At 63.0% G+C, this 18314-nt stretch carries 16 protein-coding genes; 9 read left to right on the top strand and 7 right to left on the bottom strand.

The window, feature by feature from the left end; all coding sequences use genetic code 11:
- Positions 1-26: 26 nt before the first annotated feature.
- The 4 genes from P2869_RS27555 to P2869_RS27540 all read right to left on the bottom strand — a co-directional run bounded on the left by P2869_RS27555 (position 27) and on the right by P2869_RS27540 (position 5809).
- Complete coding sequence (locus P2869_RS27555; protein ID WP_277598575.1) at positions 27-1013, bottom strand: thiamine pyrophosphate-dependent dehydrogenase E1 component subunit alpha; 987 nt, start codon at positions 1011-1013, stop codon at positions 27-29.
- A 24-nt stretch (positions 1014-1037) separates the two neighbouring features.
- On the bottom strand, positions 1038-2243 hold the full coding sequence (locus P2869_RS27550) for an NAD(+)/NADH kinase (RefSeq protein ID WP_277598574.1): 1206 nt from the start codon (positions 2241-2243) through the stop codon (positions 1038-1040).
- A 208-nt stretch (positions 2244-2451) separates the two neighbouring features.
- Complete coding sequence (locus P2869_RS27545; RefSeq protein WP_277599861.1) at positions 2452-4584, bottom strand: sigma-54-dependent Fis family transcriptional regulator; 2133 nt, start codon at positions 4582-4584, stop codon at positions 2452-2454.
- Between the two features lie 322 nt (positions 4585-4906).
- On the bottom strand, positions 4907-5809 hold the full coding sequence (locus P2869_RS27540) for an NAD(P)-dependent oxidoreductase (protein WP_017775153.1): 903 nt from the start codon (positions 5807-5809) through the stop codon (positions 4907-4909).
- 276 nt (positions 5810-6085) lie between these two features.
- Between P2869_RS27540 and P2869_RS27535 the strand changes: the two genes are divergently transcribed.
- The 4 genes from P2869_RS27535 (at position 6086) to P2869_RS27520 (ending at position 10445) form a co-directional block, all read left to right on the top strand.
- Complete coding sequence (locus P2869_RS27535; RefSeq protein ID WP_277598573.1) at positions 6086-7084, top strand: ABC transporter permease; 999 nt, start codon at positions 6086-6088, stop codon at positions 7082-7084.
- Positions 7085-7134: 50 nt separating this feature from the next.
- On the top strand, positions 7135-8100 hold the full coding sequence (locus tag P2869_RS27530) for a sugar-binding protein (RefSeq protein WP_277598572.1): 966 nt from the start codon (positions 7135-7137) through the stop codon (positions 8098-8100).
- A 120-nt stretch (positions 8101-8220) separates the two neighbouring features.
- Positions 8221-9723 carry a sugar ABC transporter ATP-binding protein gene (locus tag P2869_RS27525; RefSeq protein WP_017775156.1) on the top strand — a complete coding sequence of 501 codons (1503 nt, stop codon included), beginning with the start codon at positions 8221-8223 and terminating at the stop codon, positions 9721-9723.
- Between the two features lie 62 nt (positions 9724-9785).
- Positions 9786-10445, top strand: coding sequence for an aspartate/glutamate racemase family protein (locus P2869_RS27520; protein WP_017775157.1), 660 nt, complete (start codon positions 9786-9788; stop codon positions 10443-10445).
- On the opposite strand, the gene P2869_RS27515 is transcribed toward P2869_RS27520, so the two are convergent.
- Together P2869_RS27515 and P2869_RS27510 are read right to left on the bottom strand one after the other, a co-directional pair.
- Positions 10431-11201, bottom strand: coding sequence for a Crp/Fnr family transcriptional regulator (locus P2869_RS27515; RefSeq protein WP_017775158.1), 771 nt, complete (start codon positions 11199-11201; stop codon positions 10431-10433). The two genes, P2869_RS27520 and P2869_RS27515, sit on opposite strands and share 15 nt — an antisense overlap.
- Before the next feature lie 268 nt (positions 11202-11469).
- Positions 11470-12501, bottom strand: a complete 1032-nt coding sequence (locus P2869_RS27510) for an AraC family transcriptional regulator (protein ID WP_026121530.1) — start codon at positions 12499-12501, stop codon at positions 11470-11472.
- A 158-nt stretch (positions 12502-12659) separates the two neighbouring features.
- On the opposite strand from P2869_RS27510, the gene P2869_RS27505 reads away from it, so the two are divergent.
- The 5 genes from P2869_RS27505 (at position 12660) to P2869_RS27485 (ending at position 17235) form a co-directional block, all read left to right on the top strand.
- Entirely contained in the window at positions 12660-13598 is a 939-nt protein-coding gene (locus P2869_RS27505) for a 3-keto-5-aminohexanoate cleavage protein (RefSeq protein WP_017775160.1), read from the top strand.
- 136 nt (positions 13599-13734) lie between these two features.
- A complete protein-coding gene (locus tag P2869_RS27500; protein WP_017775161.1) occupies positions 13735-15078 on the top strand; it encodes an MFS transporter in 1344 nt (447 codons plus the stop codon).
- Between the two features lie 61 nt (positions 15079-15139).
- Complete coding sequence (locus P2869_RS27495; protein ID WP_277598571.1) at positions 15140-16138, top strand: SMP-30/gluconolactonase/LRE family protein; 999 nt, start codon at positions 15140-15142, stop codon at positions 16136-16138.
- A 52-nt stretch (positions 16139-16190) separates the two neighbouring features.
- The gene (locus P2869_RS27490; protein WP_277598570.1) at positions 16191-16982 is read left to right on the top strand and encodes an SDR family oxidoreductase; all 792 of its coding nucleotides are present in this window, start codon (positions 16191-16193) and stop codon (positions 16980-16982) included.
- A 94-nt stretch (positions 16983-17076) separates the two neighbouring features.
- Positions 17077-17235, top strand: a complete 159-nt coding sequence (locus P2869_RS27485; RefSeq protein ID WP_017775164.1) for a hypothetical protein — start codon at positions 17077-17079, stop codon at positions 17233-17235.
- Here P2869_RS27485 and P2869_RS27480 read toward each other — a convergent pair.
- Positions 17232-18170, bottom strand: coding sequence for a LysR family transcriptional regulator (locus P2869_RS27480; protein WP_277598569.1), 939 nt, complete (start codon positions 18168-18170; stop codon positions 17232-17234). The two genes, P2869_RS27485 and P2869_RS27480, sit on opposite strands and share 4 nt — an antisense overlap.
- Positions 18171-18314: the final 144 nt, after the last annotated feature.

Raw genomic sequence — 18314 nt, 5'->3', positions numbered from 1 at the left:
TTGCGTTAGTCAGTCAGCCGGGCGGGTCAGTACTTCACGTAGACGTCGGTGAGCAGGTCGGCGGGCTGGGGCAGCGGCGCCGCCTTCGCTTCCTGCACCGCGCGTTCGATGAGCGCGGCCACCTCGCGGTCGATGTCGTCCAGTTCGCCCTGCGTGAGCACGCCGGCTTCGGTCACGCGCGCCGCGAAAATCTTCAGGCAGTCGCGATGGGCGCGGATGTTGTCGAGTTCGCCGGGCGCGCGGTAGGTCTGCGCGTCGCCTTCGAAGTGGCCGTAGAAGCGCACCATCTTGCATTCGAGCAGCGACGGCCCGCCGCCTTCGCGCGCGCGGCGAATCACTTCGCCTGCGGCTTCGTGCACGGCGAAGAAGTCGGTGCCGTCTACGGTCACGCCCGGAATGCCGAAGCCCGCGGCGCGATCGACGTAGCTGTCCACCGCCGTGGCGTAGTCGCGAGACGTGGCCTCCGCGTAGCCGTTGTTTTCGATGACGAAGATCACGGGCAGATTCCACACGGCCGCCAGATTCAGGCTTTCGAGGAACGTGCCCTGGTTCGACGCGCCGTCGCCCGCGAACGTGATGCCCACTTCGCCCTTGCCGCGGAATTTCGCGGCGAGCGCCGCGCCGCAGATGAGCGGCGCGCCCGCGCCCAGAATGCCGTTGGCGCCCATCATGCCCTTGGAAAGATCCGCGATGTGCATGGAGCCGCCTTTGCCGTTGCAGGAGCCGCCCGTCTTGCCGTAGATCTCTTTCATCATGCCGATCACGTCCACGCCTTTGGCGATGCAGTGGCCGTGGCCGCGGTGCGTGCTGGCAATGCGGTCGCCGTCGTGCAGGTGATGCAGGATACCCACGCCCGCGGCCTCTTCACCGGCGTAGAGGTGGACGAAGCCGGGAATGTCGCCGCGCGAGAAATCGACGTGCAGGCGCTCTTCGAAGTCGCGGATAGTGCGCATCCTGCGGTAGCAGTCGAGCAGTTCATTGCGCTGCAGTGGCAGGGAAGGTTTCGCAGTCATGCTGTCTCCTTGGTCGGTTTTGTTTCACTGGTGCGAGGGAAAAGGCAGAGGCGCGGCGCTGGCGGACGCGAGCGCTGATGCGAACGGCGGCGCGCGCAACAAGCCGTGCGTGGCGGCATGGCGCAGGCATTGGGCGACGTCGACGGAACGGAAGGCGCGTTCGCGCAGCGTGATCGTGAGGCGATCGTCGGGGCCGAACGTGATCTCGCGTTCGCCGTCCAGTGCCACCACGCCCGAACGTTGGCGCACGCGGGCCGGCTCGCCGTCTGTGAGGCGATGCCAGCCATGGATGGGCACCGGCTGCAGCAGGCCAGGCGCGATGGCGGCGTGCAGATGGAAGAGTGGTTGGGCCGGTTCAGATTCAGATGACGGCGCGCGCGAGTCACGTGAATCGCGTGACTCAGCGGAATCGCGTAAGGCGCGTGGCCCGGCCGATTCACGCGGCGCCACTTCGACATGCAGCCCACCCGCCTCGCGGCGGCCCACCGGCGCGAGCATGCCGCCAATGGACGACAGGCCGATCGCTTCCGGATCGGCAAAGGCCAGGTAGACGGCGGCGAGCGAATCGGTGCGCCATAACGCCTTCGCGCCGATGTAGTGTTCGTGCGCGATGGCCACGTCCACGAGCGCGATGTCGTGCCGCACGGCGCCGTTGGCCGCGTTCAACGTCACGTCGAGCCGCTTGTTGTAGACGAGTGCCGTATCCGCCGCGATGCGGCCCGTGGCGTAGAGGCCCACTGCGAGGCCAGCAAGCGTGGCCTCGCGCAGTTCGGGATACGCGTTGTTGGTGCCGGTGGAAAGCCCCGCGATGGGCACCTGCCCGCACTCGCGCACGACCGCGCGGTGCGTGCCGTCGCCGCCCAGCACGACGATGGCCGCGACCTGCGCTTCGCGCAGCAGGCGGGCGGCGAGAAACGTGTCGTCGACACGTGCTGTCGTGGGCATGGCGAGCCATTCCAGCTGGGGCCACGCGTGCGTGCTGGCCGCGGCTGCCCGCTCGCGCGCCAGGTGTCGTTCCAGCATGGGCCGCAGGCCTTCGCGGTCCGGCATCATCAGCACCTGCGTGACGCCGCATGCGCCCAGCGCCGCCATGGCGCGCAGCACGATGTTGACGCGGTCGGCCAGTTGCAGACTGTTGGCGTTCGCCACGACGCGCCGAATGTCGCGCGCCGATACCGGATTGGCGATGATGCCCACCGCTTGCGGACGAACCGGGGCGGGTTCGCGCATGCCTGTCTCCTGTCTGTTTGTACTGACAGGCGTATCTGCAACAGGTATGCCAAGCCGAATCACGGCCGGCGAGACGCGAGATTTACGGGATTACCCCGAAAAACAGCAGGCGAAAAAGGCGAGCGGGCGACGTGCCGGTGACAGGTGTCACAGCATCAGGTGCATCGCAGTAGACAGGCGTATCGCGGTGCCGGGTGAGCCTGCGCTGTCAGCTTGCGCTGCGGCGCGTTGGCATGGGCGATGCCGATGGCGTTTGCGTTGGCTCGAGGCCGGCGCTATCGCTGCGGTTGGGTGACTGGATGCCGTAGCGCGCCATGCGGCGGTACAGCGTCATGCGGCTCATGCCGAGCTGGCGCGCGACGGCGCTCAGGTTCCAGCCGCAGACGCGCAGATGCTGCACGAGCAGCATGGCTTCGGGGGGCAGGGCTTGCGGTTCCTGTTCGTGCGCCTGGTGGGACCGATGTGCGGTCGCATCCGGGGCCGCATATTCGTGGGCAGTCGAGGCGCTTCCTGCCGCGGCAGAGGCGGAGGGGGAGGCCACGGCCGAGGCAGCCAGCGCCGACGGCCCACCGATGCCCTCCGGCAGATCGCTTGCCTCGATGTGCCTGCCGCTGCACACCGCGCGCGCATATTCGAGCGCGTTGCGCAATTCGCGCAGATTGCCCGGCCAGCGGTGCCGGTGCAGTTGCGCGCGGGCCGGCTCGGAGAGCGTGAAGCCAGGCTCGCCCTCCGGCACCGCAAGAAACTTTTCGACCAGCCAGTCGAGGTCGCTCCGCTCGCGCAGCGGCGGCAACACGAGCCGCGCGCCGTTGAGCCGGTAATACAGGTCTTCGCGGAAGCCGCCGCCGCTGATCAACTGGTCGAGCGGATGGTGGGTCGCCGAAATCACGCGCACATTGACCTTGACCGGACGCGACGCGCCGATCGCCAGCACCTCGCCTTCGGCCAGTACGCGCAGCAGACGCGATTGCAGTTCTCTCGGCATGTCGCCGATCTCGTCGAGGAACAACGTGCCGCCGTCGGCTTCCTGAATCAGTCCGCGCCTTGCTTTCGGTCCCGCGCCCGAGAAGCTGTTGGGCAGGTGCCCGAACAGTTCGCTCTCGATCAGCGTTTCGGGAATCGCCGCGCAGTTCACCGCGATGAACGGGCCGTCGCGGCGCGCGCTCGCCCGATGCAACGCGCGCGCGAGGTATTCCTTGCCGCTGCCCGTCTCGCCGTTGATGAGCAGATTGATGGGCGCATCGACGAGCCGTGCGGCACGCTGCAATTGCTGCTGCAGAGCCGCATCGCCGCCGCATAGCGCGGCCAGTTCGGCGGGGATCGGCGCGGTCACGCTCTGCGGCGTGCAGGGCGGCAGACGCAGCATCGGCGGCATGACGCTCAAATAGAGCAGCCGTCCGCTTCTGCTGAGGCGCACGATGCGCTGCTCGCTGGGCCGCGAATAGACGAAGCGGCCCAGTTCCTCCGGGCGCGCGTCGAAAAGCGTGTCGAATCGCATGCCGAGCAGGGGTGTGCCCATGGACCCCGAGCCTGGGCCGGAGCCCATGGACGCCACGCCCGGTTCGGCCGTCAGCATGTGCTGCGTGCGGTGGTTGTGGCCCACGATGCAGCCATTGGCGTCGAGCGCGATCAGGTACTCCGGATTGACGTCGATGAATTCGGAGGCCGGGCTCAGCTTGAGAATCCAGTCCTGCCTGTGCCGGCGCAGGAAACAGGCGTCTTCGATCCGGCTCGCGTAGGTGCGCACGAGGTACAGCGCGAGCATCTGGCTGTCCTTCGCTTGTGGCGAACTGAGCGCGGAAATGTCGAGGATCGCGTTGAGCTGGCCGTGCGAGTCGAACAGCGGCGCGGCGGTGCAGGTGAGCGGAATGTGCGTGGCGTCGAAGTGATCGGCCTGATGCACAGTCAAGGCCTGGCCCGTGGCCAGCGCGGTGCCCACCGCGCAGGTGCCGGCGCCGTTCTCGCTCCATTCGGCGCCGAGATAAAGGCCGGCGCGGCGCAGCCCTGCGTCCGCGGCGGCGTCGCCGAGATAGTCGACGGTGACGCCGTCGGCATCGGTCAGCAGCACGACGTAGCCCATCTGGGCCACCTGGCCGTACAGGCTTTCCAGGCCATAGCGGGCGATGCGCGCGAAGTCGTCGATACGCTGCTGATGCTCGCGCAGCCGCGTCTGCGGCACGATGCGCGCTTCCTGCATGCGGGTGGGATCGAGGCCGTACTGATGCACGCACCGTTGCCACGAACTGCGGATGATGGCGTCGTGCATGCGCGCGGCGACTGGCGACTGGCCGGTGGTCGTCAAGACCACGGTTTCGATGTGATCGCGCTGGCGCACGTCCATTGGCACGTTCATTGTCGTCTCCTGAGTCCGTGACCCGCGGCCGTGACATGTGAGACCGGACACCATCGAACCGGGACGCACGCCGGACGCTTATTGCGGCGGCGCGTGAGAGTACGACCCCAGGCGCGCCCATGCTTTCGAGTTCAGGCAGCTAATGTACCACCGTCGCGATAGGGCTTTTGTCATGGCAAACCACAGCATGCCTTGCGGGATGCTGTGGCGCGGCGGGGGGCCGGGGGCGGGAGGAAAGGGCGGGAGAGGGGGAGAGGGGGGAGAGGAGGCGAGCGGGGGCCGCAGGATTGCTCGCGGCGGCCCTTCTACGTTATTTGCCGAAGCGCTTCGCCTCTTCGCGCCAGTAATGCTGCTGTTTCCAGCCCAGCAGGCGCTTGAGCTTTTCATTGCTGAGCAGCGTCTCGAATTCGCCCAGCTGCTTCTTCACCGGCACGCCCGGGTAGTAGCGATCGAGCAGCGTGCGCGTGGGCAGGTCGGACGATACGTCGTCTGCCGCCACGTTCATGACCTCGAAGCCCAGCCCGTCTTTTTCGATCGCGAGCCGGCTCGCCTCGGCGAGGTCGCGCCCGTCGATGTAGCTCCACGCAATCCGTTTGCGCAGCGCCGGGTCCTGGTTCCAGGTGGAGAACTTCGCGTAGTCCTCGGGATCGAGCACGTTGCCGATGCGGAAGCAGTAAATGTCCGAACCGGTGCGTGCGTGGAACGCCTTCGCCGTGACTTCGTTCACCACCTTCGACGTGGCATAGCTATCCATCGGATCGACGGGATACGTCTCGTCCAGCGGGAAATACGCGGGATCGCGATGGCGGTGGGCGAACACCACGCCGTAGGTCGTCTCGCTCGACGCCACGATCACCTTGCGAATGCCGAGCTTCGAGGCCGCGTCGAGAATGTTGTAGGTGCCCATGACGTTGATGCGGTAGACCTCGTTGTCGGTCGTGATCATGATGCGCGGAATGGCCGCGAAGTGGACGATCGCGTCGATGGGCTTCGGCTCCAGGTCGTCGGCGAACTCCACGGGCGCCGTGCTTGACGCGAGCGCATTGAACACCTGGCCCGCGTCCGTGATGTCGGCAATCAGCGTGCGCACCGTGCGCTTTGGCATCGGCACGCGGTCGAGATTCATTACGTCGTAGCCGTGCTGGACCAGGTTCTCCACTACCCACTTGCCGGCCAGGCCGCTGCCGCCGGTCACTATCACACGCTTGGTCATGCGCTCTCTCCTCCAGATCGGGTTCAAGGGACAGACGCCCATGCGCCTGTTCTTTCACGCAGCGTAGCGAGTTCCATGCCGCCAAGTCTGTGACGCTCGTCATAGCGTGAGTCGTGTCTTGCGCACAAAACCGACCACAGGCCCGCATTTTTTTCGGCGCTCTTGAGGGATAACCCCGATCCCGTTGTATGACGCCCATCACAGTTTCGCAACCGGACCTCCCCGTACTCTTTGCGCATTGAAGGAAGTGCAAGAACACGATCAAGGAGACATGCGTTGAAAGCCATTCCCACCCGCGTCGAGGCGCATACCGAATCCCGCCAGCTCGCGACCGTGCGAGCGTGCCTCGGTGTGCGGGAATTCAACATATTCGCGGTGCTGATTGCCGTGGGGGTGCTGATCAGCCTGTGCTCTCCTTACTTCCTCACCACCAACAATCTGATGGGCGTGTTCCGCTCGTTTTCGCTCACCGCGATCATGGCGATCGGCATGATGCTCGTGATCGTGACGGGCGGCATCGACCTTTCTGTCGGCTCGGTCATGGGTTTGTCGTCGCTCATCACAGCGCTCGCGTTCCAGCATGGATTCAATGCGTTCGTCGCCGTGGCGGCGGGGCTCGCCACCGGTGTGGTGGCCGGTGCCGTGAACGGCCTGCTCGTGACGCGCGTTCAATTGCCGCCCTTCATCGCAACGCTCGGCACACTGAGCATCGGGCGCGGCCTCATGTACATCATCACCAAAGGCGTGCCCGTTACGCCGGACGTGCCGGACGGCTTCACGTATCTCGGCCAGGGCTACGTGGGCTTCATTCCGGTGCCGGTGGTCGTGATGGTGGTGCTGGCGGCGTGCTTTTCCGTCGTCATGCGGCGCACGCGTTTTGGCCGCCACGTCTACGCGACGGGCGGCAACGAGACCGCGGCGCACTTGAGCGGCGTGCGCACGCACCGCGTGAAGTTTCTCGTCTATCTGCTCTCGGGCGTGATCGCCGCACTTGCGGGCGTCATCAGCTTCTCGCGTTTCGTATCGGCCGAACCGGCTGCGGGCTTCGGCGCCGAACTGGACGTGATTGCCGCAGCCGCAATTGGCGGCGCGAGCCTTTCGGGCGGCGCCGGCAGCGTGGAGGGCGCGGTGATCGGCGCGGCACTCGCCGGCATCATCACCAACGGGGTGGTGTTGCTCAACATCGATACCTACGCACAACAAACCATTACGGGTTGCGTCATCCTGATTGCGGTCAGCATCGACATCTGGAGACTGCGCCGTAAGGCGCGATAGCAACATCGCGCAGCTTGGCTCATCAATCTTATAAACCTGGAGACAACACAATGAAATCCCGTCTGCTTCGCAAGGCGATCGTCAATGGCGCAAGCATCGCACTGGCCGCGGCCGCGCTGGGCACGGTGCTCGCGCAACCGGCATCTGCCAAGGACCCGCAGTCCATTTCCGTTGCCGTGATCCCGAAGGTGGCCGTGCCCTTCTTCGACGACTGCAACACGGGCGCAAAGGAAGAAGCGAAGAAGTACAACATCAACTACCAATGGGTCGTGCCGCAGAATACGCAGGGCTCGACGCAGGTACAGATCATCGAAGACCTGATGGCGCGCCACGTGGACGGCATCGCGATTTCGGTGAACGAACCGAAGTCCGTGGAGAACGTGATTCAGCAGGCGAAGCGCAACGGCATCAAGGTGCTCACCTACGATTCGGACTCGCCCAAAAGCGGCCGCTCCATGTATATCGGCACGAGCAACGTGGCCGCTGGCGCGACCATGGCAGCCACCATGGCCAAGGCCCTCAACGGCAATGGCGAAGTGGCGATCATCACGGGCCAGCTGGGTGCAGTGAACCTGAATGAGCGCATCACGGGCATCAAGCAGGAACTCGCGAAATATCCGGGCATCAAGATCGTGGAAACGCAGGGCACGGACGACGATCTTGCGCGCGGCGTGTCGGTGGTCGAAACGACGCTGCGTGCGCATCCGCAACTGAAGGGCATCTTCGGCGTGAGCCAGGTGGGTGGCCCCGCCGTCGCGAAGGTGCTCAGCACGCGCGAATTCGGCGACAAGAAGGGCAAGCTCGAAGTGCTGGCCTTCGACGACCTGCCGGATACGATCAAGGGCGTCAAAGACGGCCTGATTCAGGGCATCATCGTGCAGCGGCCGGTCACGATGGGACGTCTTGCCGTAGATCACCTCTACGCGCAGATTCAGGGCAAGGAAACCAGCGCGCAGGACATCGACACGGGCGTGACGGTGGTGACCAAGGCCAATCTGGGCACCTACACCAAGTAACGCCAGCTATCGGTAAATGTCGCACCACGAAGAAACACGGGCCGCTGCGCATAGCGGCCCGTGCATGATGCGAGTCGTATCTGCAGATACCGCTTGAGAAGCATGCTTGAGAGACACGCGATGACCCCCTTTCTCGAAGTCCGCAACATCTCGAAAACCTTTCCCGGCGTACGGGCGCTCAATCGCGTCAGCCTGCACGTTACGCGCGGCGAAGTGCTCGCGCTTGCGGGCGAGAACGGGGCGGGCAAGAGCACGCTCATGAAGATACTGACCGGCGTGCTGCAACCGGATGCCGGCGGGCAGATTCTGGTGGAGGGGCAGCCCGTCGTGCTGGCGGATAACAACCACGCGCGCGAACTGGGCATTGGCATCATTTATCAGGAGCTTTCGGTTGTCGACAACCTGAGCATTGCCGAAAACATCTTTCTGGCCCGCGAGCCGCTCAATCGCTTCGGCTTCATCGATCGTGCACGCATGAACGCACAGGCGAGCGAACTGCTGGCCAACATCGGTATGACGCTCGACCCGCGCCGGCTCGTGAGCGGTCTCAGCGTGGGGCAAAAGCAGATGGTGGAAATCGCGAAGGCGGTGTCTTGCGAGCCGAAGATTCTCATCATGGACGAGCCCACCGCGTCGCTCAGCCATCATGAAACGCGGCTGCTGCTCGATCTCATCAAGCGGCTTCGCGAGCGCGGCATCGGCATCGTGTACATCTCGCACCGGCTGGAAGAGTTGTTCGAACTCGCAGACCGGGTGACCGTGCTGCGCGACGGATCCACCGTGGCGGACGCCGCAATGCGCGACGTGGACCGCGAATGGCTGGTGCGTGAAATGGTGGCGCGCGAATTGAGCGAGCTTTACGCGAAATCGGAATCCCACGCGACACGCGAAATCGTGCTCGAAGTGCGCGGCCTTTCGCTGCGCACCCGCAGCGGCGCGGCCGGCTGGATTCGCGATATCTCGTTCAGCGTGCATCGCGGCGAGATTCTCGGTATTGCAGGGCTCGTGGGCGCGGGGCGCACCGAGATCATGGAAATGATTTTCGGCATGCGCCCGGCGACGGGCGAAGTGCTCATCGATGGACGGCCTGCATCGATTGCCAGCCCGCACGACGCCATCGCGCATGGCATCGGCTTCGCAACCGAAGACCGCAAGGCGCAGGGGCTCGTGGCCGGCATGAGCGTACGCGAGAACTTCAGCCTTACGCATCTTGAAACCTACTCGCCGCTGCAATTCGTCAAGCGCGCGCAAGAAGATGAACGCTGCCGCCAGTTCGTTCGCGAACTCGGCGTGAAGACGCCTTCCATCGAACAGAAGGTCGTCAATCTCAGCGGCGGGAACCAGCAGAAGGTCGTGCTCGCCAAATGGCTGGCGCGCCACCCGCGCCTTCTGATCGTGGACGAGCCCACCCGCGGCATCGATATCGGCGCCAAGGCCGAGGTGCACGCGGTGCTCGCTCGACTCGCGGCGCAAGGCGTTGCGATTATCGCGATCTCTTCGGACCTGCAGGAAGTGCTTGCTATTAGCGATCGTATCCTCGTTGTGCGCGAAGGCCGTGTGAACGGCCTGTTCGAGCGCGACGAAGCCACCCAGGAACGCGTCATGGCGGCCGCTACTGCCTGATACATTTGCCACTCCGCGTTTGCCATTCCGCATTTGCCATTCATTACGGAAACCTGAAAGACATGACCACCATCGTCGTCGTACACACCGGCCCCGTTACCGTGCAGCCGCTCAAAGACCAGTTCAACCAGCAACTTCCCGATGTCCGCATGATCAACATCGTGGACGACAGCCTGCTCAACGACGTGCGCGCGGCGGGGCATCTGACGCCCGAAGTCACGGCGCGCCTCTACACATACATGGCCAACGCGCAGGCCATGGGTGCCGATTACATCCTGAACGCGTGCTCGTCAGTGGGCGAGGCGGTGGACGTGGTGCGCGGTATGGTGCGCACACCCATCATGAAGATCGACGAGACGATGGCCGAGGAAGCGAGCCGCCTCGGCTCGCGCATCGGTGTGGTGGCGACGGTAAAGACCACACTGGAGCCCACCGTGCGGCTCATCCGCAAAAAGGCGCAGGAGGCCTCGCGCGAAATCGCTGTAGTGGAGCGCGTGGCGGAAGCGGCATTCGAAGCGCTGCTCGCAGGCGATACGGCGCGCCACGACGAGATTCTGCGGCAAACCATTCTCGAACTCGCCGAGACGGTGGACGTTATCGTACTCGCGCAGGTTTCGATGGCGCGGCTCGTGCCATCGCTCGGCACGACGCGCGTGCCGGTGCTCTCGAGTCCGCAAAGCGGTGTGGCGGCGCTGCGGCAGGCACTTTCACGCGCCCACTAACGGCACCTTGATGTCGTGGTGCGTGCCCTTCACGGGCGGAGGCGCCGTCTTCACGGCAGGCGTTTCCGCTTCGGGCAGGTATTGCGCGATGAACGCGGGCGTCAACACGATCTTGCGCTGATACGTGTCGACCAGACCTTCGTTCTTGAGGTCGCTGAAGTGCCGGTTCACCGACTCGCGCGAGGTGCCGATAAATTCGGCGAGCTTGTCTTGCGGTATCGAGAGGTCGATGAGTATGCCGGTACCCACGCCCGCGTGAACGAACGGACTGCCGATCTGGCGCGCGAACATCGAAAGAATGTTGATCAGCCGTTTGCGCACTTCGTGCAGCGAGAGGCTTTCGATCAATTGCTGCGCTTCCTGCCAGCGCTGATGATGGCTGCGCAGCACGAACTGGCTGATGACGGCGTAACGGTCGAGCAGGTCTTTGAAGTCCGCCTTGTTGATGTAGCAGATGCGGCAATCCGTGAGTGTTTGCGCGTAATGCGAATAGTTGGTTTCGTTGAGCACGTCGCCGTCGCCGAACAGCATGCCGGCCTTGATGAACGACAGCGTGATTTCCTGCCCGTCTTCGGTAATGCGATAAAGCCGCAGGTGACCCACCTTGAGCAGATAGACGTAGTCGCTGCGTTCGTCCGGCCGATAGACGAGGGCATTCTTGCGCAGGATGCGATGATCGCTGAATGCCGGCATCACCTCTTCAAGGCAATTCTTTTCGATGAGCGAGAGAAGCTCGCTTTTTCCAACGAACCACATCGCATGTCTCCTTTCTGTCCGTTGCGTGTTCCGGACGCGTTTCGTCATTGCAGCGTTCGGGGCGCGATCCCGTGGCTTTTCCGTCTGGCTGCGGCGCGCACGAGGGGCGCAATGAGGGGCACCACGAAGGTGCCATGAAAAAGGTGCCAGGAAGGGCGCCACATCGATTTGGCATCATAGCGCGCTCTGCGGCCACGCGCTAAACCGGGAATTTTCTTATTGTGCGGCGCGGTATCGCGCCCGTGCCTGCTTCTCATGTGAGCAGGCGCTAGTCCTGATCCCGAATTTCGCCTGCCCCTTTGCCCGTCCACCGCTTGAGTGCCCTGCGGAAATTTGCCGTGTCGCTGAAGCCGACCAGCATGGCGACGTCGTCTGTGCTCAGCTTGGTGGTCTTCAGGTATTCGGTGGCGAGCGAGCATCGAACGTCGTCCACGATGGCGACGAACGACGTTCCTTCCGACGCGAGGTGCCGTCTCAGCGTGCGGCTCGTCATCTTCAATGCGGCGGCCACGGTTTCCATGCCGGGAAATTCGCCGGGCTTGCGCATCAACACCTGATACACCTCGCCCGAAACACCGGACGACGTTTTCGCTTGCCCGATGAGCCGGTCACACGTTTCCTGCAGAAGGGCGGCAGAATGCCGGTGCGCGAGATGCGGCTGCAATTCGAGTATGGCGCTGTCGTAAATGAGTTCGCATTCCGGCGTACCGAATTCGCACGGGCAGCCCAGGTACTCTTCGTAGATCGTTGCATACGAGGGCTCCGGGTACGAGAAGCGCGCAAGCAGCGGCGGACACTTGCGGCCCGCAACGTCCTGCAGGTGCGTGACGTGTTGCGTGTACTGCTGTTCCAGCAGGAATTGCTGGACGTGATGCGGAAAGTGCGACGAGAACGCGTCCGGGAACGTCCATACCGAAGTCTTCGGGTACTCCGTCCATTCAATGGTGAGCGTCGGCGTGGCGAGCCGATGGTATTTCACGCCGAGCCGAAAGTAATCTCGCAGCGAAAGGCACGACATCAACGCATACCCGTACATGCCGTAGGCGGCGAGATGAAGACGCGCTCCGGTTTTGAAGGGCGTGCGCGGATCGGACGACATTCTCACCGCGTTCGCGCACACCGTCGCGTACTGCCGTACCGATGTCATGACCGAGGCGTCGTAGATCTCGTCCGGCGCAACGCCGCTTCCCCGCAAACTCTGCTCCGGCGCGATGCCTTGTTCCGCGAGCACTTCGACCAGCGCCGCAATCTTGTAGGGCGCGTAAATGCGCTCGTTCAATAGCGGATATCTCGACGCCACGGTGTCTCCTCCCGGTGTCCTGATGGGACATCAGCTTGTCCGTAAATGACCTTCCGCGGCCGATCGTATCTCACTACTATCCATTGCGTCACGCTTCTTTCTTGCGGATCGCGCGTTGTGATCGCTGCGCATCCGGCCCTACCTGGAAGACTGCTTACATGAGCATTTCAAACAGCAAGGTCATCATCACGTGTGCCGTCACCGGTTCGGCCCATGTGCCTTCGATGTCGGAATATCTGCCCTTCAAGCCGGCGGACATCGCGACGCATGCCATCGAGGCCGCGCAGGCCGGGGCCGCCATTCTTCACCTGCATGCACGCAACCCCGAAGACGGGCGTCCCACGCCTTCGCCCGAAGTCTTCCGCCAGTTCGTGCCCGCAATTGCTGCGCAAACCGATGCGGTCATCAATATCTCGACGGGCGGCAGCACGCGCATGACGTTGGAAGAGCGGCTGGCCTATGCGCGTGTGGCGAAGCCCGAGATGTGCTCGCTCAACATGGGCTCGATGAACTTTTCCCTGCATCCCGTGGCGGCCAGGATGACGTCGTGGCGCTTCGACTGGGAGAAGGAATACGTGGAAGGCATGGAGGACATGATCTTTCGCAACACCTTCCGCGACATCAAGAACATCCTCACCGAGTTTCGCGATTACGGCACGCGCTTCGAGTTCGAGTGCTACGACGTGGGACATCTCTATAACCTCGCCCATTTCGTCGACAGCGGCCTCGTGAAGCCGCCGTTCTTTATTCAATCCGTCATCGGCATTCTGGGCGGCATTGGCGCGGACCCCGAGAACCTCAGCGTGATGCGCTCGACAGCGGACCGCCTGTTCGGTCGCGAGAACTATCAGTTCTCCGTACTCGGTGCCGGGCGGCACCAGATGTCGCTCGTGACCCTGGGCGCGATTATGGGCGGCAACGTGCGTGTGGGTCTGGAAGACAGCGTGTATCTGGCCAAAGGCGTAAAGGCGAAGTCGAACGCGGAGCAGGTGCGCAAGATTCGCCGCATTCTGGAAGAGCTTTCGTTCGAAATCGCGACGCCGACCGACGCGCGGGCCATGCTGGGGCTCAAGGGGCGCGATAGCGTTTCGTTGTAGTTTCGTTGTAAACGGACGGCCCGCGTTCGTTGGACGCGAAGCCCGATTACCTTTCTCCTGCACCCTCTACGTCGCCCGTATCAGAGGCGACGAGAGGGCATAACAAGAACGCGCAGGACAATTTCTGGAGACATCGATGACCGACATTGCCGCTGACCATAGTCTGGGAGAGACGCATCGGATTGCCACGCGCAAGGCGATGGCGAGGCTTCTTCCGTTGATGTGCGCGATCTACTTCATGTCGTTCATCGACCGCACGAACGTCGCGCTCGCCAAGAGTGCGCTGGCCGCGGACCTGGGTATCGATGCGGCGGCTTATGGCCTTGGCGCAGGCATTTTCTTCATCGGTTACGCGTTGCTCGAAGTGCCGAGCAATCTGGCCGCGCATCGCTTCGGGCCGCGCAGCTGGATTGCGCGCATCGCGGTGACGTGGGGCGCGCTGTCCACGGCGATGATGTTCGTACAGGGGCCAGGGTCGTTCTATCTTCTTCGCGTGCTGCTAGGCGTGGCTGAAGCGGGGCTCTTTCCGGCACTCATGTACATGGTGACGCTGTGGTTCGCGCCCAAGGACCGCGCGGTGGCGGTCGGATGGATCTACACGGCGCCCTCCGTCGCGCTCATCGTCGGGAACCCGCTTGGCGCGGCGCTCATGCAGCTTGGCACGGTTAGCGGAATAGGGAGCCTTCACGGCTGGCAATGGATGTTCCTGCTGGAAGGCGTGCCCACCATCGTGGTCGGCATCATGCTGTTTTTTACGCTGCCGAACCGGCCTTCGGAGGTGAAGTGGCTGTTGCCGAAGGAAGCGCAAGCGCTCGAGACGCATGCCGTCATCGACACGCACGGCCACGCCGATCTCACGTCGGCAGACTGGATCGCGGCGCTCAAGCGCCCCACCACCGTGCTCATTGCGCTCATCTATTTTCTGAACCAGGTGGCGTTTGTGGGCCTGTATTTCTTCACCCCGTCGATCGTGGCCCAGATGCATGTGAAGTCGCCGTTGTTGGTGGGCGTGTTATCCAGCAGTGTCGGCATCGGCTTTCTGATCGGCGTGCTGACGCTGCCGCGCATACACCGGCGTATCAGCAACGAATGCGGCTTCCTCGGCGTGTTGACCGCGGGCGTGGTGGTCAGCGCATGCGCCTTCATTGCGACGAAGAATCAGGCGATTCAAATCACGCTGCTTGGCATTACCGGGTTCTTTGCGGGCGGCATTCTGCCGTCGTATTGGGCGGTCGCGATGAAATGGCTGCAGGGTGTGCAGGCCGCTGCGGGTCTTGCCTTCATCAATACGATCGGGTTGCTGGGCGGCTTCGTCGGTCCCTATCTTTTCGGGCTTACCGAGACCGTGACGGGTAGAAGCGATTCCGGCTTCAACGTGGTGGTGGTTGCTTCGGTACTGGGGTTGCTTCTGGTGCCGCTGCTCGCCAAAGCGATTCACGCCGCGGAGCGTCCCGTTGCGACTGCGGGCGTTGCGGGCTAGTTGAAAGTCTTGACGTGCAAAGGAGATGTGACGAGCGGAACCACTACACGGAGGATAACGAATGAATCCGATCAAAGACTTCGTGGTTGACGTTGCGGCTCTTCGAACCATAGGCACGCAGCTGCAACGTCCCGAATGCATTCTTGCGCAGCGCGATGGCTCACTGCTGACGGCCGATGCGCGCGGCGGGATTATGTACATCGATGCGTCGGGGGAGCAGAAGCTGGTTCTGCCTGCCAACGTGGATGCCTCGGCTATCGGAGATGGCTTGACGAGTGGGTCCTTGCCTAATGGTCTCGCCCTGGACGCTCAAGGCAACGTGATCATCGCGAACATTGGTACGGATCGCGTGGAACGGCTTATGCGTTCGGGCGAAATGCGCGTTCTGCTCGACAAAATCGATGGCAGGCCGATGGGAAAGGTCAACTTCGTATTGAGAGACAGCAAGGATCGCCTCTGGATCACGGTCTCCACGCGCATCAATCCGTGGCCCGACGCGATTCGTTCGAATCTTGCGGATGGCTACATCGTGCTGCTCGACGAACGCGGCGCGCGCATCGTCGCGGACGGGCTCGCGTTTACCAACGAGATTCGCTTCGACGCGCGCGAAGAATGGCTATACGTGGCCGAGACCACGGCGAAGCGCGTCAGCCGTTTTCGCGTGCTGGACAACGGCGAACTCGGTCCTCGAGAAATCTATGGTCCGAGCCAGCTGGGCGCCGGCCTGATCGACGGAATCGCGTTCGATGCGTATGGAAACCTCTGGTGCGCGATGATTTTCGCGGACCGCCTGATTGCCATCGATCCGGGCGGCGACATTCACACGCTGCTCGACGATGGCGATAAGAACGCCACCGCGCGCTTCGATGCAGCGTTCGCAACCGGCGAGATCGTGCCGGGGAAAGTCATGGAGGCGACGGGTGGCACGATCGCGCCATGGCTAACCAGTGTGACCTTCGGCGGACCGGACCTCAAAACCGTGTACCTGGGCAGCCTGAAAGGCCAATCGATTCCGTACTTCACTTCACCCGTTGCCGGGCTGCCGATGATTCACTGGTGAGCCGCAAGACGGGTTCTGTGGGGCAAGCAAAGATACTTCGTTGGTGTGAGACATGAATACTTTCGAGCTACTGAAACCGGTGCCGGGCCTGCGCGTGCTCATTTCCGGCGCGGCGACCGGCATTGGCGCCGCCATTGCAGAGGCATTCACGCAAGCAGACGCGCAAGTCTATGTTTGCGACGTGAATACATCGGCTATCGAAAAAGCGAAAGCGCGCAATCCGAAGCTTCACGTGGGTGTTGCGGACGTGAGCAGCCGTGAGCAGGTGGACAGCGTAATAGACGATGCGAGCAACAAACTGGGAGGACTCGACCTCCTGATCAACAATGCAGGCATTGCCGGGCCGACAGGCGAGGTGGAGTCGATTCAGCCGGAAGAATGGGAGCGAACCATTTCAACCAACCTCAACAGCCAGTACTACTTTCTGCGCAAGGCGGTACCGCTGCTGAAAGAGACGTCGGACTGCCCCGGCATCATCGCGATGTCGTCCGTGGCGGGGCGATTGGGCTACGCGTTTCGTACACCGTATGCGTCGACGAAGTGGGCAATTGTCGGGCTCGTCAAATCGCTGGCTGTCGAGTTGGGACCCAGCAACATCCGCGTCAATGCGATTTTGCCGGGCGTGGTGCAGGGCGAAAGAATGGACAGGGTGATCGCCGCGCGAGCCGAATCGACAGGCGTTTCGTTTGAGGAGATGAAAGCGCAGTACCTCAAAAAGATTTCGCTTCGGCGCATGGTGACCGTGGACGACATCGCTGCCCTGACGCTCTTTCTCGCGTCGCCGGCGGGCCGCAATATTTCAGGGCAGGCGATCAGTGTGGATGGCAATGTCGAGTATCTTTGAATGATTCGGGTGGCAGAACATTGTCGTTTTATAACATGGATGATTTAACGGACTGAATGACTGCGCGACTCGCGCCGATATCGCGAGAATATCGATGTCTAAAGAGAATGTTTATCAGATCGTAGAGGGCCGTCATGGGCGCTTTCTCGTCAATCCGCACAAGAAGATCGACTGGGGACGCTTGCCGCTGTCGCCCGACAACTTTCGCACCGGCTTCAGCATTCAAAGGGGGGCACCCGATCATCGGGCCTAATCCCGCCACAGTGCCTCCCGCTGCCGGCACACACCCAGCACGAGCTGCCGTAACCAGCGATGAACCGGGTCGGCCTCGAGCCTCGGATGCCACATCTGCAAGACCGTGATCTGTGCGGTTTCAACCGGAAGCTCGAACGTGTAGATCGCCTCGGGGGCCTGCGATTCGCCGTGCTCCAGTCGATTGCGCACGAACGACGCGGGCACCAACGCGATCAGATCGGAGGCACACGCAACGGCCAGCGCGGCCGGAAAGCCCGGCACCACGGCAACGACCCTTCTTTTCAGCCCTGACGCGGCAAGAGCGTCGTCCACCGGTCCAGTGCCTTGTCCACGGCGCGACGCAACGACGTGACCGAAGGCAACGTACCGTTCCGGGCTCACGTTGCGTTCGCGTTCGAGCGGATGCCCCTTCCTCACCACGGCAAGAAAGCGGTCGCGAAACAGCGCCTGCACGCGTACCTCCGGTCCCATTTCGCTCAGCACGCCGATCTCTAGATCGGCCAGACCTTCTCGCAAATGCAGCGCTGTTTTCTCTGCCTTGGGCGCAAAACGTATCTGCACGAGCGGCGCGATGGCCGTGATCGCCGTGATGAGCGGCGCGCCGAAGGCTTCCACGAAACCCTCGTTCGCGCGAATGGTGAAGGTGCGCTGCAACGTCGCGAAATCGGGTTCGGACGCGGAGGGGCGCAGTACCCCGCGCGCCTCGTTCACCACATCGCGCGTGCGTTCGCGAAGCGCTTCTGCATGCAGCGTCAGCACCATGTTGCGACCCGCGCGAACCAGCAGCGGATCGCCCGTGGCCTCGCGCAGACGCGTCAGCGTGCGGCTCATGGCTGACGCGCTCAATCCCAGCCGGCGCGCAGCGCCCATCACGCTGCCTTCCGCGAGCAATACATCGAGTGCAACAAGCAGATTCAGATCGGGTTCGGCCATGCGGGCTCCTGGCAGCGTGGGGCGAGACATCGCGTTTGGTGCATTTTATAAGTGCACGCGCCGCGTCTTCCGCCACGTGTGCGGCGCCCATATAGTGCTTGAGACGTCACTGATCAGCGCAATTCTGCTTTCACTCTCAGGAAA

The organism is Paraburkholderia sp. SUR17 (assembly GCF_029536165.1).
Taxonomy (GTDB): Bacteria; Pseudomonadota; Gammaproteobacteria; order Burkholderiales; family Burkholderiaceae; genus Paraburkholderia; species Paraburkholderia kururiensis.
The sequence above is the reverse complement of the archived record's forward strand: the minus strand, read 5'-3'. Positions and strand labels throughout refer to the sequence as shown.